Genomic DNA, 22657 nt, shown 5'->3' on the forward strand with positions numbered 1-22657 from the left:
CCACGTCCGGCAGCGTTGCCTCGCGACTCCTGAGGATGGAACTGATTCGGCCGAGTTCGGCGCAGAGCTCGAGTCTGGGACTTACGATTGCGTAACTAAGTCTGGGAAAGGACTGTTGTGGAGGCACAAGTGTCGACCGCCACGGTTGCCGGCGTATTCGCAACCGAGAAGGTAAAGGCCCCGGTTGCCTGGCGATCGGTTGTCCGTGCCCGCCTCGTCACCTTGGATGCCGTACTCGTCACGATCGCGGTGGCCTGTGCCTTCGTGCTGCGCTTCGGGCAGACCGACAAGCACGCGCCGAGTTCCTCGGACTACCTGTGGGTCTCCGTCGCGCTGGTCGTGTGCTGGATGGTCAGCCTGTGGGGGGCCCAGACCTATCGCGCCGAATATCTGGCGTTGGGCTCGGAGGAGTTCCGCCGGGTCATCCGAGCGACCTTCTCAGTGTTCGGTCTGTTTGCCATCGTCTCCATGGTCTTCAAGCTGGACATCTCGCGTAGCTTCCTCGCCGTCGCGCTGCCGCTGGGCCTGTGCCTGCTTCTGGTCGGTCGAGCGGTTGCCCGGATGCGGTTGAACCGGCAGCGGGGCCGTGGCCGGTTCGTCGACCCGGTCTTGGTCATCGGCGCCCCACAAGAGGTGCGGTACGTCGCGCAGCGGGTTGGCAGCCACCCCGCCGCCGGGTACCGGGTCGCCGGAGTGGCGACCGGCGCCGAGCGCGCCGACGACTTTGAGCTCAGCAACGGCGAGGTGGTGCCCGACATCGGTGCGATGGAGGGGGCGCTGGCCTCGGCGAAGGCGCTGGGCGCCAGCGGGATCATCGTTGCTGGTCAGTCGCGGGTCGACCGGGGTTCCCTGCGGCAATTGTCGTGGAGCATGGAGGGCAGCGGGCTGAGTCTCGCACTGGCGAGCCGGATGACCGACGTCGCCGGCCCGCGGATCCACTGGCGGCCGATCGAGGGTCTGCCCCTGATGAGTGTGGAGATGCCCCGCTACAGCGGTGTGCGCTTCGCGGCGAAACGGGCCTTCGATCTGGTCGCATCGGTCACCGGACTGCTCATCCTGTCCCCGCTGCTGCTCGCGATCGCCGTCGTCATCAAGTTCGACAGCCCCGGCCCGGTGTTCTTCCGGCAGACCCGAGTCGGGGTCAACGGGTCGAAGTTCCAGATGATCAAATTCCGCTCGATGTGTGTCGACGCCGAGGATCGTCTCGCCGAACTGCAGGATCTCAACGAGGGCCACGGCGCGCTGTTCAAGTTGCGCGACGACCCCCGCGTGACCCGGGTCGGCGCGTTCTTGCGCAAGTACTCGCTGGACGAGCTGCCGCAATTGTTCAACGTGGTGATCGGGGACATGTCGCTGGTGGGCCCGCGGCCGCCGCTGCCATCGGAGGTCGAGTCCTACGAGGCGCACGTCAAGCGGCGGCTGAACGTCAAGCCGGGTATCACCGGGCCGTGGCAGGTCGGCGGGCGCTCCAACCTGACCTGGGAGGAAACGGTCCGCAAGGATCTGTACTACGTCGAGAACTGGTCGTTGGCCGGCGACATTCTGATCCTGATCAAGACGGTGCGAGCTGTCCTGATGCGGGACGGCGCGTACTAACCGGTTCAGTCCAGCTGCAGCCAGTGCTGCCAGCCGGCGTGCAGCACCAACCACGCAATCAACCCGTAGCCGGCCTGGCCAGGGTGAATGCCGTCGGTCGCAGCCAGGTCGGCGTTCCACTGCTCGTGCTGCAGCAGCGGTCGGAAGCAGTCGACGTACGTCACCCGACGGCGCGAGCAGACGTCGGCTTGCGCGTCCACCAGCGTCTGCAGCCGCCCGTTGGTTTCGGGATCGACAGTGGGCGGCGGCCCCACGACGAAGGTGGAGACTGCGCTGCTGGAAGCGTCGTCGAGGATGTTGGCCAGGTTCAACCGTGAGCGCGCGGTGGACAGACCTGCGCGCAGATCGTTGAGTCCGACTCCGACCACCAGTCGGCGCTCGTTGGAATCGCGCCACCGAACGGCCGTTTCGCCCTGCCACCGGCCGAGCAAGTCGGTCGAGTTCTCGCCGGCGACACCGAGGTTGTAGGCGTTGAGGTCGACGCCGGGGTGCGGCGTGCGCGCCAGGACCCGTCCGACCCACCCGAGGGCCTTCGGGTCGGCGTAGCCGGCGACCAACGAATCACCGACGAAGCAGATGGTGGTACGGCGATCCTCGCCGGCCACCTCGAACTGACGGGTCGGGGCGAAGTCGGGTTCGTGAGTGGTGTCAGTCACGGAAGGGTCCTCCGAGGGGTTCATTCATCATCGTCGAGTCGGGCGAGCCAGGATGCGAGGCGTTCGACGGGCACCTCGAACTCCGGGTTGAGATCAACGAACGTGCGCAGTTGCTCCGCGAGCCATTCCAGGCTCACCTCGTCCTCGCCACGGCGAGCAGCGAGTTCCTCGATGCCACGATCCGTGAAGTACATGTTCTGAACCTATCGCGAGAGCGGCCGGCCTCCCCGCAGGGAAGCCGGCCACGCGCCGTACGGGAAATCAGCGGTCGAACGACTGCTTGAGCAGTTCGGCCAACTGGGCCCGGTGCTTGGCACCCGATCCGGTCGCCGGCGACGCCGCGGCCGGGCGGGACACGACCCGGATCGGCCGGGACTCACCCAACGGTTCGAGCTGCTCGGGCAGGTTGAGGGCCAGGAACGGCCAGGCGCCCTGGTTCTTCGGCTCGTCCTGCACCCAGACGATGTCGGCGTGCGGGTACTGCGCCAGCGCGTCGGCGATCTCCTTGGCCGGGATCGGCGCCAACTGCTCCAGGCGGATGATCGCGGTGGTGTCGTCGCCGCGGCTCTCGCGCTCAGCCTCCAGGTCGTAGACGATCCGGCTGGAAGCCATCAGCACCCGGGTGACCTTGCCGGCGTCCAGCGCGCGCTGGTCGCGCAACACCGGCTCGAAGCGGCCCTTGGTGAAGTCCTCCGGGTTGGACGTCGCCGCCTTCAACCGCAGCAACTGCTTCGGGGTGAAGACGATCAGCGGCTTACGCGGGCGGGCGTAGGCCTGACGACGCAGCAGGTGGAAGTACGACGCGGGGGTGCTCGGGTGCGCGATCGTCATGTTGTTCTCGGCGAACATCTGCAGGTAGCGCTCGATCCGCGCCGAGCTGTGGTCCGGTCCCTGGCCCTCGTAGCCGTGCGGGAGCAGCAACACCACCGAGGAACGCTGCGCCCACTTCTGCTCGGAGGAAGAGATGAACTCATCCACGATCGACTGCGCGCCGTTGGCGAAGTCACCGAACTGCGCCTCCCACAGGACCAGCGCGTCCGGGCGCTCGACCGAGTAGCCGTACTCGAAGCCCATCGCGGCGTACTCGCTGAGCAGGGAGTCGTAGATCCACAGCCACGCCTGGTCCTCGGCGAGGTAGCGCAGCGGGGTCCACTCGTTGCCGTTCTCGTGATCGATCAGGACCGCGTGGCGCTGCACGAAGGTGCCGCGGCGGCTGTCCTGGCCGGCCAACCGGACGGGCGTGCCGTCCATCAACAAGGAGCCCAGCGCCATGAGTTCGCCCATGGCCCAGTCGATTCCGCCCTGGGAGACCATCGCCGAGCGACGCTCCATCAGCTTCTGCAGCTTCGGGTGGATCGTGAAGCCCTCCGGCGGGTTGACCCACGTGTCGCCGAGCTTCTTCAACGTCTCGATGCTGATCGCGGTGGACTGACCACTCTGGTCGGCGCGGGCGTCGTCCTCCTGCTGGGCGCGTGGGCGCTCCAGGCCGCCGTGCCCGGCCGCATCCGTGGACTGCGAGCTGTCCGACGGTGCTGCGGTGAGCTCTGCCTTGGCCGCCTTGGTCTCGGCGAAGACCCGCTCCAACTGCTGCTGGTAGTCCCGCAGCGCCTCGTCCGCCTCGTCCTTGGTGATGTCACCGCGACCCACAAGCGCCTCGGTGTACAGCTTGCGCACACTGCGCTTGGCCTCGATGAGTTCGTACATCATCGGCTGCGTCATCGACGGATCGTCGCCCTCATTGTGACCGCGGCGGCGGTAGCACACCATGTCGATGACGACGTCCTTGTGGAACTTCTGCCGGAACTCGTAGGCCAACTCGGCCACCGAGACACACGCCTCGGGGTCGTCGCCGTTCACGTGGAAGATCGGTGCCTGGATCATCCGGGCCACGTCACTGGAGTAGGTCGAGGAACGCGACTGACTCGGCGCCGTGGTGAAGCCGACCTGGTTGTTGACGATGATGTGGATCGTGCCGCCGGTGCGGTACCCGCGCAGTTGCGACAGGTTCAGCGTCTCGGCGACCACACCCTGGCCGGCAAAGGCCGCGTCGCCGTGCATCAACACCGGAAGGACGGTGAACGCCGTACCGGCCAAGTTGATCCGGTCCTGCTTGGCTCGCGCGATGCCCTCCAGGACGGGGTTGACCGCCTCCAGGTGGGAGGGGTTGGCCGCCAGGTAGACCTTGGTCTTGCTGCCGGCGTCGGACACGAACTCACCCTCGGTGCCCAGGTGGTACTTCACGTCACCGGAGCCCTGGACCGACTTGGGGTCCTGGGTGCCGTCGAACTCCTGGAAGATCTGCTTGTAGGACTTGCCGGCGATGTTGGCCAGCACGTTGAGGCGGCCGCGGTGCGGCATACCGATGCACACCTCGTCCATCCCGTCATCGGCAGCGGCCGACAGCACCCGGTCCAGCAACGCGATCGCGGTCTCGCCGCCTTCGAGGGAGAAGCGCTTCTGCCCGACGTACTTGGTCTGCAGGAAGGTCTCGAAAGCCTCGGCGGCGTTCAACTTGCGCAGGATCCGCAACTGCTCGTCCGGGGACTGCTTCTCGTAGCCGCGCTCGACCTTCGCCTGCACCCAGGCCCGCTGCTCGGGGTCCTGGATGTGCATGTATTCGATACCGACGCTGCGGCAGTACGCGTCGCGCAGGATGCCCAGGATCTCGCGCAGCTTCAGGAACGGCTTGCCACCGAATCCGCCGGTCGGGAAGGCCCGGTCGAGGTCCCACAGGGTCAGGCCGTGCTGGGTGATGTCCAGGTCGGGGTGCCGACGCTGCTTGTACTCCAGCGGGTCGGTGTCGGCCATCAGGTGACCACGCACCCGGTAGGCGTGGATGACTTCCTGCACACGGGCGACCTTGGAGATGTCGTCGTCGTGGCTGGTGTCGATGTCCCGGACCCACCGCACGGGCTCGTAGGGGATCTTCAGCGCGGCGAAGATCTCGTCGTAGAAATCTTCGGCGCCGAGCAGCAACTCGTTGACGACGCGCAGGAACTCACCGGACACCGCGCCCTGGATGATCCGGTGGTCGTAGGTAGAGGTCAACGTCAGGATCTTGCTGACGCCGTTCTTGTTCAACGTGTTGGTCGAGGCACCCGCCCACTCGGCGGGGTACTCCAGCGCACCGACGCCGATGATGGCGCCCGCACCCTTCATCAACCGCGGCACCGAATGCACGGTGCCGATACCGCCGGGGTTGGTCAGCGAAATGGTGGTGCCCGCGTAGTCGTCGATCGTCAGCTTGTTGTCGCGTGCGCGCTTGACCATGGCTTCGTAGGACGCCCAGAACTGGGCGAAGTTCATCTCGTCGGCACCCTTGATGTTGGGGACGACCAGGGTCCGGGAGCCGTCCTCCTTGGCCAGGTCGATCGCCAGACCAAAGTTCACATGCCCCGGCTTGACCAGCACGGGCTTGCCCTTGTCGTCCTCGCCGAGCGCGGAGTTCATGTCCGGCACGACCTTGAGGGCCTTCACGATCGCGTAGCCGATCAGGTGCGTGAAGGACACCTTGCCGCCGCGGCTGCGGGACAGGTGGTTGTTGATCACGATCCGGTTGTCGATCAGCAGCTTCGCCGGGACCGCGCGCACGCTGGTCGCGGTCGGAACCTCGAGGCTGGCCTCCATGTTGGTGACGATCCGTGCGGCAACACCGCGCAGCGGCACCCGCTCGTCGGCGGCCGGCTCGATCTCCTCGGGGGAGGCGATGCCGTCGCGGGCCACGGGCAGCTCGGTGCTGATCTCAGCTTCGGAGGGGTCGAGAATCTGGGTCGCGGCCGCATCGGCGCGCTCCTCGGTCTCGCGGGGGTTGTCCTCGGTGCCGTCGACCGGCTGGATCGAGCGGTCCAGATCCTCATCGGGCGTGGTCGGCTGGACGACTTCGACCGGCGTGGGGGTCGCCGCGGGGGCTTTCGTGGCTGGGGCAGGTGCGGTGGCGCTGGCAACGGCATGCCCGTTGGTGCTGCCGTTGCTCGTGGCGGCGGCGTGGCCGTTGGCACCGTTGGTGCTACCGGCTCCGTTGGTGCTGCCGGCTCCGTTAGTGCTACCGGCACCGGGGGTGTAGTCGGCGAAGAACGCCCACCACGCCTTGTCGACGGAGTTCTTGTCGGCCTTGTACTGCTCGTACAGCTCATCGACCAGCCACTCGTTGCCTGCGAATGCGGCGAGGGGGTCGGAGGACTGTGATGACACGCGAATGCGCCTCTTCCATCATGTGATTTCGTGCGGGCCCCAGCCCGACAACTGCCTGATCCACCCTAGCGGTTAGGCACCGGAGGGTCACACACCGCGTCCGGATGTGCTATATACGCAACGCCTGGTGGGGTGCCCGCTGTTCCCAGACGGCCCGTGGGTCTGCGCCCGCCGGCGAACCGCCGCCCGTCCGCAGCCGCACTGCTAGCCTTGCCCGGTTATCGGCGACGCCGCGATTCCGGGGTTTCTGCGGCTCGATCCACCGAGGTGACCGGCTTGACCACGATGACCTTGCCACTGGCGGCAGCGGTGTCGCTGGGTCATGCCCTGGTCGCCGATGTCGCAGAGGAACTGCACCTTCCGGCGCTGTTCATCAAGGGCGTCGTCGCGGTGCAGCAAGGTCTGCGGGCCGAGGACTACGTGCCCGGGGACGTAGACGTCCTGTGTGCCGCCGATCGGGCACCGGAACTGATCGACGCGCTGGCGGCCCGCGGCTGGCGGCGGCGCCCGGAGTCCTCAGCCCACGCCCGGTTCGTCACTCACTCCACCGCGTTGCTGCACCCGGACTGGCCCTGTGACATCGACGTACACACCCGGTTCCCGGGGTTCTTCGCCGACCCGGACGTGGTGTTCGAGGCGCTGTGGGAGCACCGGGAACGCCACGAGGTGGCCGGCGTCGAGCTGTGGGGACCGGACTATCCGGCGCACGCTCTGATCGTCCTGCTGCACGGTCTGCGCACGCCGACCCTGGCCAAGAACGCGGGGGAGGTGACCAGTTCGACGGGGCGGTTTGCGGCCATGTCCGACGCCGAGCGCACCGCGACCCGCGACCTGATCCACCGCACGGGCGCCTCGGAGGTGGTCGCGGCCGAGCTCAACCCCCTCGGCTGGCAGATCGAGGTACCCGCCCGCCCCTCGGCACAGTTCGCGCGCTGGAAGCTCAACTCCGGTCCGACCAACACCGAGGGCTGGTTGGTTGCGATCGCCGAGGCGAGCGGCACCACCCGGCTGCGGCTGATCTACCGGGCCGTCCTGCCGTCGCGAGAAGACCTGTTGATCGACTACCCGGGGCTGCCCGACGCCGCCCTGCCGACCGCCAGGGCCTACGTGCAACGTCTGGTCCGGGCAGCGGGACTGGTGCCGCCGGCGGTGCGCAACGTCGTGCGCACCCAGTGGGCATCCCGGCGTACGGCGATCGCGGACCCCCAGCCGCCCGGCGCCGCAGCGGTGGGGGACACCGCACCCAGCAGCCCCGCACCCAGCAGCCCCGCGCCCGGCACCCCCGCTATGCCGTCGTCGCCCGCGTCGACCCGGGTCCTCGAGGAGCCCGCCCCGGCCGATCCGGCTCCCGGAGCCGGGGGCCGCTGGGCGGTCTATCTGCCCGAGCCGGCCCACGCAGTCGACGATGAGGCGTTCGTGCTGCGGCTCTCCGGTGGCGGCTCGTCATCGCCGATGCGGTTGAACGGTGTCGGCCTGGCGATCCTCACGTTGCTGGACGAGACCGGCGGTGACGTCGACCGGGCCGTCCAGGAGGCCGCGGCGATGTGGCCGCAACCGACGGATGAGTTGCGCACCGTCATCACCGGTTTCCAGCAGGAAATGACCCGTCTCGGGGTCCTTCAGTAGTTCGCGGTCAGCGGGCAACCCTGCGCAAAAGACGCGGCAACTGCTGCTCGAGTGCTTCAGCCTCCTGGCGATCCTGTTGCCACAACAGGCCGTAGGTGAACGTGTCCTCGCCCGCCGCCGCGGCCTGGTCCGCGACCCGCAGCAGGTGGGCCCGGCTGACGACACTGTCCTGATGATCGCCGAGCAGGGTCTGGATCGCTTTGGCCCGCTTCGCCAGTTTGCGCTTACCGGCCGCCTCCGCGACGTACCGCACCTGCTTGGCCTTCTTGCGGACTGCGTGGAAATGCTCATCGCAGGGTTCGCGGCGGGCCTTCTTCGCAGCTTTACGCAGCTTCTGCCGGGCGTGGGTCACGGATGCCGCCGCGCTGAAATCGCCGTCGGCAGCTGCGCTCGCCAACTCATCCAGCCCGTCCAGCAGGCGGAAGTAGCGCTCGCTGTCCAGGGCCAGGACCGCGCGCCGCAGTCCCCGGGTGTAGGCCGCTCGCGAACTGGTGACCAACCGCTCGTGCGCACGACCGCGGACCACCTGGTCCGGCAACGCATCAAGCGCCTGCGCGTACCGCGTCGCGAGCACCTCCGCGTCCCGCGCCACCCCGAGAGTGGCTGCCAATTCACCTAATTCGCTCTCCACCTGCTGTCCGCCGGGCAACGCAAGCAGCGTGGGGTGGCTGCGCAACAGCGACCGCAGCCGCCGGGTGGTCACCCGCATCTGGTGTACGCCGTCGGGCCGGTCCTCGCGTACCCAACGGTCCCGCTCGACCAGGTCGGCGGTCAGGCGCACCAGCGCGGCAACGGTCGGATCGGCGTACGTCGATCGTTTCGGTGGGGAGCCCACGACGTGCACCAGCTTGGCCGGGTAGGTGGACGGCTTCGCCCCGGCATCCAGCAGGCGCCGGCACAGACGGTCCAGCAGGTCGCGGTCGGTCGTGCCGACGAGTTCGATCTCCCACTCGTGCCAGCTGATCTCGGCATCGGGTGCGGTCCACAGGTCCACGCCGACAGCCTCGTCGTCGGCGAACTCAGCCACGACCGCGCCGTCCTCGCTGACGATGTGGGTCACCGTGCGGGTGGTCCGCAGCGTCGCCAGCGGCTCCAGGGGGCGGTCACGCACGACGGCCGCGATGACCGACCGCAGTTGCGCAGGCAGATCGTCACTGAGCGGCGCGTGGACCTCCGAACGGGCACCGGCCGATTGGGGGAGCTTCAGATGCCACGCCTCGTCGGCGCCACCGACCCTGCGGCGCAACGTGATCCGGTGCTGCAGCAGGTCACGGTCCGGCGTGTCGAAGTAGGTGGCCTCCAGCGTGACCGGTTCGTCACAGTCGACCCGAGCGATGCCGGCCAGACCAGCGAAGGATGGCTGCGCGGTCGGCGAGGCCACCGAGAACTTGCGTTCGATCTCGGTGAGCTTCGTCAGCCGCGGTTTAGAGGACATCTTTACGCTGGTTGATGATCGAGCCGACCACGGCCAACCCCACTCCGTAGGCGGTCAGCACGATCGCGGCCGCCCACCAGGTCAAGTAATGCTGGCCCGGCACATTGGCCAGCTGCGGGTTCAGCGTGGCACTGGTGAGGGAGGAGGGCAGATAGGCCGTTGCCCCATCCCAGTGCAGCAACCGGAAGATCACGTTGAACAGGATGTCACCGATAAACGCCAGGCCGATCGCGAGGAAGACCGCTGCGATCTGGTTGCGCAGCAGCAACCCGAACCCCATGCCGAGCAGCACCCAGATCACGAAGACCAACAGCATCAACGCCAGCGTCTGCCAGACGTCGCCGGAGCCGAGATAGAACGACCCGTTCTTGGCCAGTTTCATCACCAGCCCGCCGCCGATCACCGCGGCGATGTCGCAGACGATGCCGTAGACGACACCCACCACGACGGCTGCGGCCATCTTGGCGACCGAGATCTGCCAGCGCTTGGGGGTCGCCAGAACGGTCGCGGTCCACGTCTTGTGCCGGAACTCCGCGGTCACGATGAGCACACCCAGCGCCAACGGGAACAGTTGCAGCAAGGTGGATTGGAATCCGGCGGAGTAGACACTCTGCGCGGCCGACGGACTGACCTGGCTCAGTTCACTGGCGCTGTCGCGCATCTGGTCGGTGCCGATCTGCGCCGCGAAGAGGGCGGAAACGCCGCCGGCGACGATGACCGCGCCGATCAACAGCCCCCACCACAATTTGGTCGTGAAGATCTTCAGGATCTCCGACTTCAAGGCGTTCACGACGCGGCTCCCAGGTTGCGGTTGGCGTTCTCCGGAGCTTCGGTGAGCTCGAAGAAGAGCGCCTCCAGATCGGCTTGTTCGGTGCGCAGTTCGTGCACTGCGACTCCGGCGGCAAGAGCGGTGTCGCCGATCAGGGCAAGATCACCGGTCACCGCGTGGACCGTGCCGTCGGGATCCGTCGCGGACTGGACGCCCCGGGCAGTCAACGCTTCGACGAGGAGTCCGGCGTTCGGCGTACGCACCAACACCTTGGGCTCACCGCGGATCTCCTCCATCGGGCCGGAGCGCACCGAACGGCCGTTGGCGATGATGACCACGTCGTCGACCGTGTGCTCGACCTCGGACAGCAAGTGGCTGGAGATCAAGATCGTGCGGCCTTCACCGGCGAGGTGCCGAAGGAACTGACGCAACCAGCGAATGCCTTCGGGGTCAAGGCCGTTCGCGGGTTCATCGAGCACCAGCACCTGCGGATCGCCGAGCATCGCGCCCGCCAGGCCGAGTCGTTGGCGCATCCCCATCGAGTAGCCGCCGGCGGCTTTGTTCGCGGCGGCCGGGATGCCGACCAGGTGCAGCATCTCGTCGACCCGCTCATCAGGGATCCCGCCGGCCGCGGCCAGGACCCGCAGATGGTTGCGCCCGGTGCGGCCCGGATGGAAGTTCGCCTCCAACGAGGCACCGACGGTCTGCGTCGGGTGCGGCAGATCGACGTACCGGGCGCCGCCGATGGTCGCCGTACCCCGAGTCGGGTGGATCAGGCCCAGCAGCATCCGCAGAGTGGTGGTCTTGCCCGCGCCGTTGGGGCCGAGGAAGCCGGTGATCCGGCCCGGTTCGACGGTGAAACTCAGATCCGTGACGGCCTCGAAGTGCCCGAAGGTCTTATGCAGCCCGGAGACGACGATGCGTCCAGGGACAGCGTCGTCGGTCATTCTCGACACCTCTCGCGGGTGGGGGTTGCTGACCAGCCCATCCAACCATCCGCACTCGTATCCCCACGGGTCTGGGACGATGGGCGGCAATGATCGAATGGCTTCTCGTCCTGGCCGGGGTGGCGCTGACCGCGGGCACCGCACTCTTCGTGAGTGCGGAGTTCTCCCTCGTGGCCCTCGACCGACCCACGGTGCAACGCGCGATCGACGGCGGCGATCTGCGGGCCGGCACCGTCCTGCCGTCGCTGAAAACGTTGTCGACGCAACTGTCCGCCGCTCAGGTGGGCATCACCCTGACCACGCTGGTCCTGGGTTATCTGGTCGAACCGTCGCTGGGCAAACTGCTCGAAGGACCGCTGCACGCGTTGGGCATGTCGGACGGGTCCGTGCGGGCGCTGTCCACGTTGCTGGCGTTGATCCTGGCCACCCTCTTCTCGATGATCTTCGGCGAACTCGTGCCGCAGTTCCTGGGGATCTCGACGCCGTTGCCCGTGGCCAAAGTGGTCGCCCCGCCGGTGCGGCTCTTCGCGACGGTGATGCGGCCGGTCATCAGCATCCTCAACGGATCGGCGAACCTGGTCCTGCACGGGTTGGGGATCGAACCGCAGGAGGAACTATCCGGGGCACGCACGCCTCAGGAGTTGGCGTCGTTGGTGCGCCGGTCGGCCGAGGCCGGGACGCTGGAGGAGGGGACCGCGCGCCTGCTGGCGCGGTCGCTGGACTTCGGCGAACGGTCGGCCGCCGACGTGATGAGTCCCCGGGTGCGGTGCACCTCGATCGAACGTACGGCGTCCGCGGCCGATGTGGTTGCCACCGCCCGGCACTCGGGCCACTCCCGGTTCCCGGTGTTGGGGGAGGACTGGGACGACGTGGTCGGGGTGGTCCACGTGAAGCGCGCGATCGCCGTACCGCCGGAGGAACGCGTCAACGTGCCCGTCACGGACCTGATGATCCCGCCGGTGATGGTCCCGGAGACGGTCGGTCTGGATCCGTTGCTCCTGCTGCTGCGGGCATCGGGTCTGCAGTTGGCGATCGTGGTCGACGAATACTCCGGCACCAGCGGTGTCGTCACGCTGGAGGACGTCATCGAGGAGATCGTCGGCGAAGTCGTCGACGAGCATGACCACCTGCGGGACGCCAGCCGGATGCTGCCCGACGGGACGTGGACGGTGTCCGGGCTGTGGCGCCCCGACGAGGTGGTCGACCGGATCGGCGCCCCCATTCCCGAAGGCCCCAACTACGAGACAGTGGGCGGCTTCGTGATGGCTTCGGTGGGCCGGGTGCCGCGGGTCGGCGATGAGGTCGCCGTCGACGGCTGGACGGTCCGGGTGTTGTCGATGGACCACCGGCGGGTGGACCGGGTGCAGGTGTCGCCGTCGCCGTCCGCTCCCTCGGGTGGGGCGTCATGATCTGGCTGTCGCTGCTCTTCCTGGCCGGTAACGCGTTCTTCGTCGGAGCCGAGTTCGCCGTCATGGCGGCCCGGCGCTCGCAGATCGAACCGCTGGCCGCGGCGGGTTCGGCGCGGGCGAAGATGGCGCTCGAGGCGTTCGAGAACGTCGCCTCGATGCTGGCCTGTGCGCAACTGGGCATCACGGTCTGCTCGGTCTTGCTGGGTGCTGTCGCCGAGGACGCGATCCATCATTGGCTGGAAGCGCCCTTGCACTCCCTCGGCCTGGGCGATGCGTGGGCCAGCGGGATCGCGTTGCTGCTGGCGCTGCTGCTGGTGATGTATCTGCACGTCGTGGTCGGGGAGATGATTCCGAAGAACCTGGCGATCGCTGGTCCCGATCGGGCGGCGTTGTTGCTGGCACCGCCGCTGCTGTGGATCACCAAGGTCCTTCGCCCGGTCATCGCTCTGGTCGAGTGGATCGCCAAGTTCTTCGTGCGGCGGCTCGGGGTGGAGCCCAAGGACGAGATCGCCTCCACCTTCTCCGCCGAGGAGGTCGGCACCATCGTGGAGGAGTCGACGCGCGAGGGCCTGTTGCAGTCGGCCGAGCACGAGCGCTTCGTCGACGCCTTGGAGTTCAGCGATCACGTCGCCTCGGACGTTGCGGTGCCGCTGTCGCAGTTGATCACCGTGCCGCTCGGGGCGAGCCCGGCTGACGTGGAGCGGTTGGTCGCTGAGCACGGCTTCTCGCGCTATCCGGTGGTCGGCCCGGACGGATCGCTCGTGGGGTATCTGCACCTGAAAGACGTGCTCTACGCGACCGACGAGGCGTACGGCGAACCCGTGCCGCCCAAGCGGATCCGCAACATGGCCACGGTCGGACCGTCGGCGGAGGTCGAAGACGTGTTGCTCACGATGCAGCGGACCGGCCTGCATCTGGCCCGGGTCGTGTCATCGACGGGCGAGACCACGGGTGTGGTGTTCCTCGAGGACGTTTTGGAGGAACTGGTCGGCGAAGTGGCGGACGCGACGCAGTCGTAGCCGGCCGCTCGTCGGCTGCGGTCGCTGGCTGCGGTCGTTTCGTGTCGAGTGGTCGGTTGTGGTCGCGGCGGGGGCCGGGGTGGCGGTCGTTTCGTGTCGAGTGGTCGGTTGTGGTCGCGGCGGGGGCCGGGGTGGCGGTCGTTTGGTGTCGAGTGGTCGGTTGTGGTCGCGGCTCCTCGGTCAGCGGGTTACGTGGAAGTGCCGCTGCCACGTCGATCCGGTCACGCGGACCGAACCACCGTTGGCGCGAATGGCGGCGATGATCCGCTCGAGGATGCCCGCCGGATCCTTGAACAAGTCGTCTGCGTAGATCGTCACGCATTGCCAGCCATGTTGAATGAGCCACTCCCGACGGATTGTGTCCTTCTGCCGATCACGGGTGGAGTCGAAGTGGGTCCGACCGTCGTAGTCGATGGCGACCTTCCACTGCGGGTAGGCGAGGTCTGGTCGGGCACGGATTGCGCCGTTCTCATCCCGTACCCGGTACTGGCTGACCAGTTCCGGCAGCCCGGCCAGGACGACGAGCAGCCGGGTCTTGGTTTCCTGGACGGATTCGCTGCCTTCGCGAACCAGGCCGGCGGCAGTCCGAGCTCGGGCGACACCTCGTCCGGTCGCGGCATCTGCCGCTGCGCGTAGCTCGTTGACATGCACGCGCCCTTTGCGCACCAAGGTGTCGCCGAGGACGACCAGGTCGATGAGTTCCAGCACCCCGGCGAGGTCGATGAAGGTCTGTGCCGGGGTCGTGACGCGGCGCCGGTTCAACATCACGTGCTGACTCTCGTTCACGCGGTGCGCGGTGATTCCAGCCATTCGAAGGATGGTGTCCGGACGGACGCTCAGATGAATCGTGCTGCTGTTGGGGACAACGCCACCCCACAACGCGGCGGCAGTGTGGTGGGACACGATCGCGTCGTCCGGAGCTCGGTGAAGCGCGGCGTCGAGCAGCGTATGGAACGTGATCTTGTCTTCGCAGACGTAGACACCGCGGAGCACTCGCTGGAAGCGGCCCCCAGGACGCAGTTCGCGCGGGGAGACACCGTGCCTCAGGAGTTGCTGTCGGGTAAAGAATCGCTCGGCCATGCGGCGATTGTGCGGACCCGCGTCAATCGTCCGCAGAAGTTATCCACAGCCCTCGACGAGGGATCGCTGCCGGGGTGGCGGTCGCTTGGTGTCGAGTGGTCGGTTGTGGTCGCGGGGGAGGCCGGGGTGGCGGTCGTTTCGTGTCGAGTGGTCGGTTGTGGTCGCGTGACGACAGCCGGGTCACGGTTCGAAGCGGTAGCCCATGCCTTGCTCGGTGAGCAGGTGCTTGGGCTGCGCGGGGTCGTCCTCGAGCTTCTTGCGCAGTTGCGACATGTAGAGCCGCAAATAGCCGGTGTCCGTGACGTGTTCGGACCCCCACACCTGGGTCAGGATGGTCTGGCGGGTGACCAGTCGCCCGGCGTTGCGGATCAGGATCTCCAGCAACTGCCACTCCGTCGGCGTGAGGTGCACGGGTGCCCCATCACGGCGGACCGTGTGCGCGACGAGGTCGACGGTCACGAGGCCGAAATTGACCACTGCCGACTCGCCCGTGGTGCTCTCAACGGGCGCGCCCCGACGACCGAGCGCGCGGATCCGGGCCAGCAACTCATCGATCGCGAACGGTTTGGTCACGTAGTCGTCCGCCCCGGCGTCCAGCGCCTCGACCTTGTCCGCAGACCCGGTCCGACCGGAGACGACCAGGATCGGCGCAGTCGACCAACCCCGCACCGCGGTGATCACCTCGACGCCATCGAGGTTCGGCATGCCGAGGTCGATCATGTAGAGGTCCGGCTTCTGCTCGATGGCCGCCTGGATCGCTGTCGCACCGTCGGCTGCGGCGATCACGTCGTACCCACTGGCCCGCAACGTGATTCGAAGCGCGCGCACGATCTGCGGGTCGTCGTCGGCGATCAGGATCTTCATGCCGACACCAGCGACGGCGCGGTGGGCAGCGAGACGACCATCGTCAGTCCGCCGCCGGGGGTGTCCTCGGCCGTAAGCGTCCCGGACATGCCTTCGGTGAATCCCTTCGAGAGTGCGAGGCCGAGGCCGATGCCCCGGTCGTTGTCAGTGTCGCCGAGCCGCTGGAACGGCGTGAAGATCAGGTCCTTGCGATCGTCCGGCACCCCAGGTCCGTGATCGACCACGCGTAGCTCGACGACGTCCGCCAGGCTCGACGCGGCCAGACGGACCGGGGTGCCCGGTGGGTTGAAGCGGGTGGCGTTGGCCAGCAGATTGACCAGGACCCGTTGCAGCAGAACCGGATCGGCCTGCATCGGCGGCACCTGCGCCGGCAGGTCGAGGGTGACACTCGAGGGTCCGAGGCCGAGTTCGTCCAGGGCCGGCAGCACGACTTCAGCCGCTGACACCGGCCGTGCCGCGACCGCCAGGATGCCTGCTTCCAACCGGCTGGCGTCGAGCAGATCGGTCACCAGGGAGGACAGCGTCTGCAGGCTCTCGTCGGCCGTCGCCAGCAACTCGGCACGGTCCTGCGCGGACAGGTCCTCCGGCATCGAGCGCAGTGCACCGACCGAAGCCATCGCCGCCGCCAGCGGTCGCCGCAGATCGTGACTCACCGCCGACAACAACGCACTGCGCACCTTGTCGCTGACCGCGAGTGGCCCGACCGTGGCGGCGGTCTCCTCCAGGGCTGAGTGCTCCAACGCAGCTGCCACCTGAGTCGCGATGACCTCCAGCAAGCGGCGCTCGGACGCGTCGACCGCCGGCCCGAAGGCCTCCAAGCCGGCCGAGGGACCGACCGGCAGTTGCACGGACGGGTCACCACTCGGCGTACCGTCATGGGCCACTTCGGTGCCATCAGAGACCACGCGAACGGCATTGAAGCCGAACGCTTCTCGCGTCCGAGACAGGAGAGCGGCCAACGCGTCCTGACCGCGCAGCACACTGCCGGCGACCGTGGCCAGGAGCTCCGACTCGGCGGCCGACCGTTGCGCCAGGCGGGTACGTCGAGCGGCTTGGTCCACGACGTACGACACCAGGAGAGCATTGATCACATACAGACCAAGGCCCAGCGCGTGCAGGGGCTGGTTGATGGTGATCGTGTAGTAGGGCGAGATGAAGAAGTAGTCCAGCGTGAGTCCGGACATCAGGGCCGCGAAGAGCGCGGGACCGAAGCCGCCGACCAGGGCGATCACGATGACCAACAGTTGGTAGGCAAGGACGTTCGCGGTCATCGCGTCGTCGGAGCGGATCGTCTTCAGCAGCAGGGTGAGCAGCGGCCCGAGCACCAGGGCGAGCGCGAAGCCCACCCACCGTCGGCGGGCGGTCAGGCCGCCGGACACCGAGGGCAGCGCGAACCGGCGCCCGGCTTCAGCGTGCGTGACGATGTGGACGTCGATGCTGCCGGACTGCCGCACCACCCCGTTGCCGATGCCCGGGCCGGTGAGCACGGTCTGCAACCAACTGCGCCGGCTCACCCCGATCACCAGCTGGGTCGCGTTGACCCCTTTGGCGAAGGAGATCAGCGACGCCGGGACGTCCTGCCCGACGATCTCGTGGAACGTGCCGCCGAGTTCCTCGACCAGGGCCCGCTGGGCGGCCAGATTCTGCTGGTTGGTCGCCGAGAGCCCGTCGGGGGAGCTGACGTGCACCGCGAGCAGGTCGCCACCGGAACTACGCGAGGCGATCCGGGCGCCGCGACGCAGCAGCGTCTCACCCTCCGCGCCGCCGGTGAGCGCCACGACGACGCGTTCGCGTGCTTCCCAGGTGCCGTCGATGTTGTGTTGCGCTCGGTAGTTCTGCAGCGCCGAATCGACCTCGTCGGCCAACCACAGCAGGGCCAACTCGCGCAGCGCCGTGAGGTTGCCCAGCCGGAAGTAGTGCGACAGGGCTGCGTCGATGCGTTCGGCGGGGTAGACGTGGCCGTCGGAGAGCCGGTTGCGCAGCGCCTGCGGAGTGAGGTCGACCAACTCGATCTGGTCCGCGGCACGCAGCACTTCGTCCGGAACGGTCTCTCGCTGAGGGACTTTCGTGATCTTCTCGACGACGTCGTTCAGCGATGCGATGTGCTGGATGTTGACCGTCGACATCACGTCGATGCCGGCGTCCAGCAGCGCTTCGACATCCTGCCAGCGCTTCTCGTGGGCGCTGCCCGACGCGTTGCTGTGCGCCAACTCATCGACCAGCGCCACGTCCGGGTGACGCGCCAGCACGGCGTCGAGGTCCAGTTCGGACAACTCGACGCCGCGGTGGTGCATCGTGCGGCGGGGGATCTGCTCCAGCGGAGCGGCCATGGCCGCGGTCGCCGCCCGGCCGTGGGTGTCCACCCAGGCGACGACCACGTCCCCACCGAGGGCAGCCAGCCGCTGCCCCTCTTCGAGCATCGCGTAGGTCTTGCCGACCCCCGGTGCGGCGCCGAGGAAGACCCGCAGCCTGCCTCGGCTCACCGGCTCACCCCTTCAGTGCGTTCAAGGCCACATTGAGTTCCAGGACGTTGACCCGCGGTTCGCCGAGAACCCCGAGCGCACGTCCCTTCGTCATAGTGTCCACCAGGTGCTGCACGGCGGCGGGTGACAGGCCCCGGGCCTGGGCCACTCGGCGTACCTGAAGGTCGGCGTAGGCCACGCTGATGTCCGGGTCCAGACCCGAGGCAGAGGCCGTGAGCGCATCGGCCGGTACGGCGCTCGGCGAGACGTGGTTGAACGCCGCCACCTGCGCACGGCGCTCCTTGATCGCCTTGATCAGGTCGGGGTTGTTCGGTCCCAGGTTGGAACCGGACGAGGCGTTCGCGTCGTAACCGTCACCGGCCGCCGACGGCCGCGGCTGGAAGTACTGCGGCAGCGGGTTGCCCTTGGCGTTGGTGAAGTTCTGCCCGATGAGGCTGGAGCCGACGGTCTTGCCGTCGACCTGCACCAGGGAGCCGTTCGCCTGGTTGCCGAACGCGACCTGCCCGACCCCGGTCATCGCCAACGGGTAGGCGATCCCGAGGATCACGGTCAGGACCAGCAGCGCCCGCAGGGCGACACCGTATTGCTTTGCTACGAGGACCATTTCAGTTCCTTTGGTGGTTCAGAAGCCGGGGATCAGGCTGACCAGCAGGTCGATCAGTTTGATGCCCACGAAGGGGACGATCACACCGCCGAGGCCGTAGATCAGCAGGTTGCGCGACAGGATCTGGCTGGCTGAGGCGGCGCGGTACTTCACGCCCTTCAGGGACAGCGGGATCAGCGCGATGATCACGACCGCGTTGAAGATGATCGCGGAGACGACCGCCGAGCTCGGGCTGTGCAGGTGCATGATGTTCAGCGCCTGCAGGGCCGGGAAGACACCGGCGAACATCGCGGGGATGATCGCGAAGTACTTCGCGATGTCGTTGGCGATGGAGAACGTCGTCAGCGCACCCCGGGTGATCAGCAGCTGCTTGCCGATGGCCACGATCTCGATGAGTTTGGTCGGGTCGGAGTCGAGGTCGACCATATTGCCGGCCTCTTTGGCTGCGGAGGTGCCGGTGTTCATCGCCACGCCCACGTCGGCCTGGGCGAGGGCCGGCGCGTCGTTGGTGCCGTCACCGGTCATCGCAACCAGCCGGCCGCCCTCCTGCTCCCGACGGATCAGCGCCAGCTTGTCCTCAGGGGTGGCCTCGGCCAGGAAGTCGTCGACTCCGGCCTCGTCGGCAATTGCCTTGGCGGTCAACGGGTTGTCACCGGTGATCATGACCGTGCGGATCCCCATCGAGCGCAGTTCGGCGAAGCGTTCCACCAGGCCGTCCTTGACGACGTCCTTGAGGTAGACGACACCGAGCACCTTGCCGTGACCGCGGGCGTCCTTGGTGGCAACCACCAGCGGGGTGCCGCCCTTGGTCGAGATGTCCTCGACGATGTGGGCCAACTCGTCGTTGGCGTGTGCCCCCGTCAACCAGGCGCGTACGGCGGAGCCCGCACCCTTGCGGACCTGCGTCCCGTCCGCGCGGTCCACCCCGCTCATCCGGGTCTGAGCGGTGAACGGGACGACGACGTCACCGTCACGGGCCTCTTCGTGGATCCCGCGCTCAAGCGCGAGGTCGACGATCGAGGTGCCCTCCGGTGTCGCGTCGCCAGCACTGGAAAGTGCTGCGGCACGGGCTAGTTCGTCGTGGTCGATCCCGTGCAACGGGTAGAACTCGGTCGCCCGCCGGTTGCCGTAGGTGATGGTTCCGGTCTTGTCCATCAGCAGCGTGGTCACGTCGCCGGCGGCCTCGACGGCCCGACCGGACACCGCCAGCACGTTGCGCTGGACGAGGCGGTCCATCCCGGCGATGCCGATCGCCGAGAGCAGTGCTCCGATGGTGGTGGGGATCAAGCAGACCAGGAGAGCGACCAGCACGGGAACGCTGACGGCAGCACCGGCGTACGAGGCGATCGGGTTGATCGTGAGGACGACGACCACGAACACGATCGACAGGCTCGCGAGCAGGATGTTCAGGGCGATCTCGTTGGGGGTCTTCTGCCGAGAGGCGCCTTCGACCAGGGCGATCATCCGGTCGACGAACGTCTCACCCGGTTTGGAGGTGATGCGCACGACGATGCGGTCCGACAGCAGCCGGGTGCCACCGGTCACCGCGCTGCGGTCACCGCCGGATTCCCTGACCACAGGGGCGGATTCGCCGGTGATGGCCGACTCGTCGACCGAGCCGATGCCCCACACGATGTCACCGTCACCGGGGATGACCTCGCCCGCGACGACATCGACGTAGTCCCCGAGGCGCAACTCCGCGGAGCTGACCACATGGGTCTGGTCGTTGTCGCTGGGAGTCGACCCCTCGGCGTACCCGGTGATCACCCGGGCGGTGGTCTCGGTGCGGGTCTTGCGCAGGCTGTCCGCCTGCGCCTTGCCGCGGCCCTCGGCCACGGCCTCCGCAAGGTTGGCGAAGATCACCGTGAGCCACAACCAGATGGCGATGGTCCAGGAGAAGATGCCGGGCACGGCGCCGCCGCCGGACTTCTCGGCACCGGTGAAGATCTCGGCGATGGCGATGGCCGTGATGAGCACGGCACCGACCTCGACGATGAACATCACCGGGTTGTGCCACATCTGGCGGGGGTCCAGTTTGCGCAGCGCTTCAGGCAGTGCCTTGATCAGCTGACGCGGACCGAATGCCGCTGTCTTCGTGGCGGGTTCGTGCTCTTGGTCGACGATGGGTTCGTCGGTCATGATCGACATGTCAGTGCAGTCCTTCAGCGAGCGGGCCCAGCGCGAGCGCGGGCAGGTAGGTCATGGCGACCAGGACGATCGTCACGCCACCGAGCAACCCGACGAACTGTGGGCGATAGGTGGGCAACGTGCCGGCGGTCTCGGGAACCTTGTCCTGTTTGGCCAGCGAACCGGCCAGGGCAAGGACGAACACCATGGGAATGAACCGGCCGAGCAGCATCGCCAGACCCAACGCGGTGTTGAACCACGGGGTGTTGGCGGTCAGGCCGGCGAAGGCCGAGCCGTTGTTGTTCGAGGCCGAGGTGAAGGCGTACAGCACTTCGGACAGGCCGTGCACACCCGGGTTGAGGATCGAGGTGCCCGTGACGGATTCCCGGACTGACGGGATCGCGAAGCTGAGCGCCGTGCCCGCCAACACCAGGGTCGGTGTGACCAGGATGTAGAGACTGGCCAGTTTGATCTCCCGGGGCCCGATCTTCTTGCCCAGGTACTCCGGGGTGCGACCGACCAGCAGGCCGGCGATGAAGACGGTGATGATCGCCAGGATCAACATGCCGTACAGGCCGGAGCCGACGCCGCCAGGGGCGACCTCGCCGATCATCATGTTGAGCATCGGGAAGATGCCGCCGAGAGCGGTGAACGAGTCGTGCATCGAGTTGACCGCGCCGGTGGAGGTGAGCGTGCTGGCCGTCCCGAACAGGGTCGAGCCGTTGATGCCGAACCGCTGCTCCTTGCCCTCCATGGCCGCGCCGGCCAGTTGGGTGGCGCTGCCCCAGCCCTTCGCCTCGATCCAGGTCAGACCGATCAGCGACAGGATCGCCAGGGTGCTCATCGCCGCAAGGATCGCGTACCCCTGCTTGTTGGAACCGACCATCTTGCCGAAGGTGCGCGGCAGTGCGATCGGGATGACCAGCAACAGGAAGATCTCGATGATGTTGCTGACCGCGTTGGGGTTCTCGAACGGGTGCGCCGAGTTGGCGTTGAAGAAGCCGCCGCCGTTGGTGCCCAGGAGTTTGATGACTTCCTGGCTGGCGACCGGTCCACCGGGCAGGTGCTGCACGCCGCCGGCCAGTGTCGTGATGTCGGTGACGTTGTGCAGGTTCTGGATGACGCCGGTGGCGATGAGGATGATGCCGCCGACCACGCTGATGGGCAGCAGGATGCGCAGGCAGCAGCGCACCAGGTCGACCCAGAAGTTGCCGAGCATGCCGGTCTTGCGCCGGGCCAGTCCCCGCACGAGGGCGATCGCGACGGCGATACCGACGGCCGCAGAGACGAAGTTCTGCACCGCCAGGCCAGCAGCCTGCACGGTGAAGCCCATCGTGGCCTCGGGGGAGTAGCTCTGCCAGTTGGTGTTGGCCACGAAGGAGGCCGCCGTGTTGAACGACAGGCCTTCGGGCACGTTCGGTAGCCCGAGGCTGTAGGGCAGCCAGTGCTGGATGCGCTGCAGCAGGTAGAGGAACAGCAGGCTGATCAACGAGAACGCCAGCACGCTGCGCAGGTAGGCCTGCCAGGTCTGCTCCCGCTTGCTGTCGACACCCAGGACCTTGTAGGTGGCCTTCTCGACGCGCCAGTCCTTGTCGGTCGTGAAGACATGGGCCATGTAGTCCCCGAGCGGGCGGTAACAGATGGCCAGCATCAGGATCAGGACTGCGGCCTGACCGACCGCGAGCCACGCGGTCATCAGAACCGCTCCGGTTTCACCAGGGCGATCACCAAGTAGATGATCGCCAACACGCCGAGTACGGCGGCGATGGCGTTAAAGACCATCACAGCTTCTCGACCCCCCACGCAATCACCGCGACGAGCGCGAAGACCGCGATCATCAGGGCGATGTAA

At 67.5% G+C, this 22657-nt stretch carries 17 protein-coding genes; 4 read left to right on the plus strand and 13 right to left on the minus strand.

The features are described from left to right. Positions 1–129 precede the first annotated feature (129 nt). Positions 130–1596: a sugar transferase gene (locus DR843_RS02650; RefSeq protein ID WP_170119728.1), complete on the plus strand. Its 1467-nt coding sequence runs from the start codon at positions 130–132 to the stop codon at positions 1594–1596. 5 nt (positions 1597–1601) lie between these two features. On the opposite strand, the gene DR843_RS02655 is transcribed toward DR843_RS02650, so the two are convergent. The 3 genes from DR843_RS02655 to DR843_RS02665 form a co-directional block, all read right to left on the minus strand. Then, on the minus strand, positions 1602–2252 hold the full coding sequence (locus DR843_RS02655; RefSeq protein ID WP_245933956.1) for a GDSL-type esterase/lipase family protein: 651 nt from the start codon (positions 2250–2252) through the stop codon (positions 1602–1604). 20 nt (positions 2253–2272) lie between these two features. Then, positions 2273–2446, minus strand: coding sequence for a DUF6104 family protein (locus tag DR843_RS02660; RefSeq protein ID WP_109683984.1), 174 nt, complete (start codon positions 2444–2446; stop codon positions 2273–2275). Positions 2447–2513: 67 nt separating this feature from the next. Then, positions 2514–6449 (minus strand): multifunctional oxoglutarate decarboxylase/oxoglutarate dehydrogenase thiamine pyrophosphate-binding subunit/dihydrolipoyllysine-residue succinyltransferase subunit, encoded by a 3936-nt coding sequence (locus DR843_RS02665; protein WP_109683985.1) that lies wholly within the window; start codon positions 6447–6449, stop codon positions 2514–2516. Between the two features lie 270 nt (positions 6450–6719). Between DR843_RS02665 and DR843_RS02670 the strand changes: the two genes are divergently transcribed. Continuing rightward, entirely contained in the window at positions 6720–8069 is a 1350-nt protein-coding gene (locus DR843_RS02670) for a nucleotidyltransferase family protein (RefSeq protein ID WP_146202467.1), read from the plus strand. A gap of 7 nt (positions 8070–8076) precedes the next feature. On the opposite strand, the gene DR843_RS02675 is transcribed toward DR843_RS02670, so the two are convergent. The 3 genes from DR843_RS02675 to DR843_RS02685 are packed head-to-tail and all read right to left on the minus strand — an operon-like array spanning position 8077 to position 11220. After that, entirely contained in the window at positions 8077–9504 is a 1428-nt protein-coding gene (locus DR843_RS02675) for a CYTH and CHAD domain-containing protein (RefSeq protein WP_109683987.1), read from the minus strand. Further along, entirely contained in the window at positions 9494–10294 is an 801-nt protein-coding gene (locus DR843_RS02680) for an ABC transporter permease (RefSeq protein WP_109683988.1), read from the minus strand. Before DR843_RS02680 ends, DR843_RS02675 begins: the two co-directional genes overlap by 11 nt. After that, positions 10291–11220 (minus strand): ABC transporter ATP-binding protein, encoded by a 930-nt coding sequence (locus tag DR843_RS02685; protein ID WP_109683989.1) that lies wholly within the window; start codon positions 11218–11220, stop codon positions 10291–10293. Before DR843_RS02685 ends, DR843_RS02680 begins: the two co-directional genes overlap by 4 nt. An 89-nt stretch (positions 11221–11309) precedes the next feature. Here DR843_RS02685 and DR843_RS02690 point away from each other — a divergent pair, with 89 nt between their 5' ends. Beyond that, positions 11310–12629, plus strand: a complete 1320-nt coding sequence (locus DR843_RS02690) for a hemolysin family protein (RefSeq protein WP_109683990.1) — start codon at positions 11310–11312, stop codon at positions 12627–12629. Beyond that, positions 12626–13648 (plus strand): hemolysin family protein, encoded by a 1023-nt coding sequence (locus tag DR843_RS02695; protein WP_109683991.1) that lies wholly within the window; start codon positions 12626–12628, stop codon positions 13646–13648. The genes DR843_RS02690 and DR843_RS02695 overlap by 4 nt, the downstream gene beginning before the upstream one ends. A 180-nt stretch (positions 13649–13828) precedes the next feature. Here DR843_RS02695 and DR843_RS02700 read toward each other — a convergent pair whose 3' ends face one another. The 7 genes from DR843_RS02700 to DR843_RS02730 form a co-directional block, all read right to left on the minus strand. Next, a complete protein-coding gene (locus tag DR843_RS02700) occupies positions 13829–14728 on the minus strand; it encodes a DUF559 domain-containing protein (RefSeq protein ID WP_109683992.1) in 900 nt (299 codons plus the stop codon). Positions 14729–14908: 180 nt separating this feature from the next. Then, positions 14909–15592 (minus strand): response regulator, encoded by a 684-nt coding sequence (locus tag DR843_RS02705; RefSeq protein WP_109683993.1) that lies wholly within the window; start codon positions 15590–15592, stop codon positions 14909–14911. Continuing rightward, positions 15589–18075, minus strand: coding sequence for a DUF4118 domain-containing protein (locus DR843_RS02710; protein ID WP_109683994.1), 2487 nt, complete (start codon positions 18073–18075; stop codon positions 15589–15591). Before DR843_RS02710 ends, DR843_RS02705 begins: the two co-directional genes overlap by 4 nt. A gap of 4 nt (positions 18076–18079) precedes the next feature. Beyond that, positions 18080–18679, minus strand: coding sequence for a potassium-transporting ATPase subunit KdpC (gene kdpC, locus DR843_RS02715; protein ID WP_109683995.1), 600 nt, complete (start codon positions 18677–18679; stop codon positions 18080–18082). Positions 18680–18697: 18 nt separating this feature from the next. Next, positions 18698–20827 carry a potassium-transporting ATPase subunit KdpB gene (gene kdpB, locus DR843_RS02720; RefSeq protein WP_109683996.1) on the minus strand — a complete coding sequence of 710 codons (2130 nt, stop codon included), beginning with the start codon at positions 20825–20827 and terminating at the stop codon, positions 18698–18700. Between the two features lies 1 nt (position 20828). Next, a complete protein-coding gene (kdpA, locus tag DR843_RS02725) occupies positions 20829–22502 on the minus strand; it encodes a potassium-transporting ATPase subunit KdpA (protein ID WP_109683997.1) in 1674 nt (557 codons plus the stop codon). Then, complete coding sequence (locus tag DR843_RS02730; RefSeq protein ID WP_291521282.1) at positions 22502–22588, minus strand: potassium-transporting ATPase subunit F; 87 nt, start codon at positions 22586–22588, stop codon at positions 22502–22504. The genes kdpA and DR843_RS02730 overlap by 1 nt, the downstream gene beginning before the upstream one ends. Positions 22589–22657: the final 69 nt, after the last annotated feature.

The organism is Branchiibius hedensis, from assembly GCF_900108585.1.
Classification (GTDB): Bacteria; Actinomycetota; Actinomycetes; order Actinomycetales; family Dermatophilaceae; genus Branchiibius; species Branchiibius hedensis.

Bases quoted from the DNA above. Each gene is read 5' to 3' on its own strand.
- DR843_RS02660 (WP_109683984.1), bottom strand. From the start codon at position 2,446: ATGTACTTCACGGATCGTGGCATCGAGGAACTCGCTGCTCGCCGTGGC.
- DR843_RS02675 (WP_109683987.1), bottom strand. From the start codon at position 9,504: ATGTCCTCTAAACCGCGGCTGACGAAGCTCACCGAGATCGAACGCAAG.
- DR843_RS02685 (WP_109683989.1), bottom strand. From the start codon at position 11,220: ATGACCGACGACGCTGTCCCTGGACGCATCGTCGTCTCCGGGCTGCAT.
- DR843_RS02690 (WP_109683990.1), top strand. From the start codon at position 11,310: ATGATCGAATGGCTTCTCGTCCTGGCCGGGGTGGCGCTGACCGCGGGC.
- DR843_RS02695 (WP_109683991.1), top strand. From the start codon at position 12,626: ATGATCTGGCTGTCGCTGCTCTTCCTGGCCGGTAACGCGTTCTTCGTC.
- DR843_RS02700 (WP_109683992.1), bottom strand. From the start codon at position 14,728: ATGGCCGAGCGATTCTTTACCCGACAGCAACTCCTGAGGCACGGTGTC.
- DR843_RS02705 (WP_109683993.1), bottom strand. From the start codon at position 15,592: ATGAAGATCCTGATCGCCGACGACGACCCGCAGATCGTGCGCGCGCTT.
- kdpC (WP_109683995.1), bottom strand. From the start codon at position 18,679: ATGGTCCTCGTAGCAAAGCAATACGGTGTCGCCCTGCGGGCGCTGCTG.
- kdpB (WP_109683996.1), bottom strand. From the start codon at position 20,827: ATGTCGATCATGACCGACGAACCCATCGTCGACCAAGAGCACGAACCC.
- kdpA (WP_109683997.1), bottom strand. From the start codon at position 22,502: ATGACCGCGTGGCTCGCGGTCGGTCAGGCCGCAGTCCTGATCCTGATG.
- DR843_RS02730 (WP_291521282.1), bottom strand. From the start codon at position 22,588: ATGGTCTTTAACGCCATCGCCGCCGTACTCGGCGTGTTGGCGATCATC.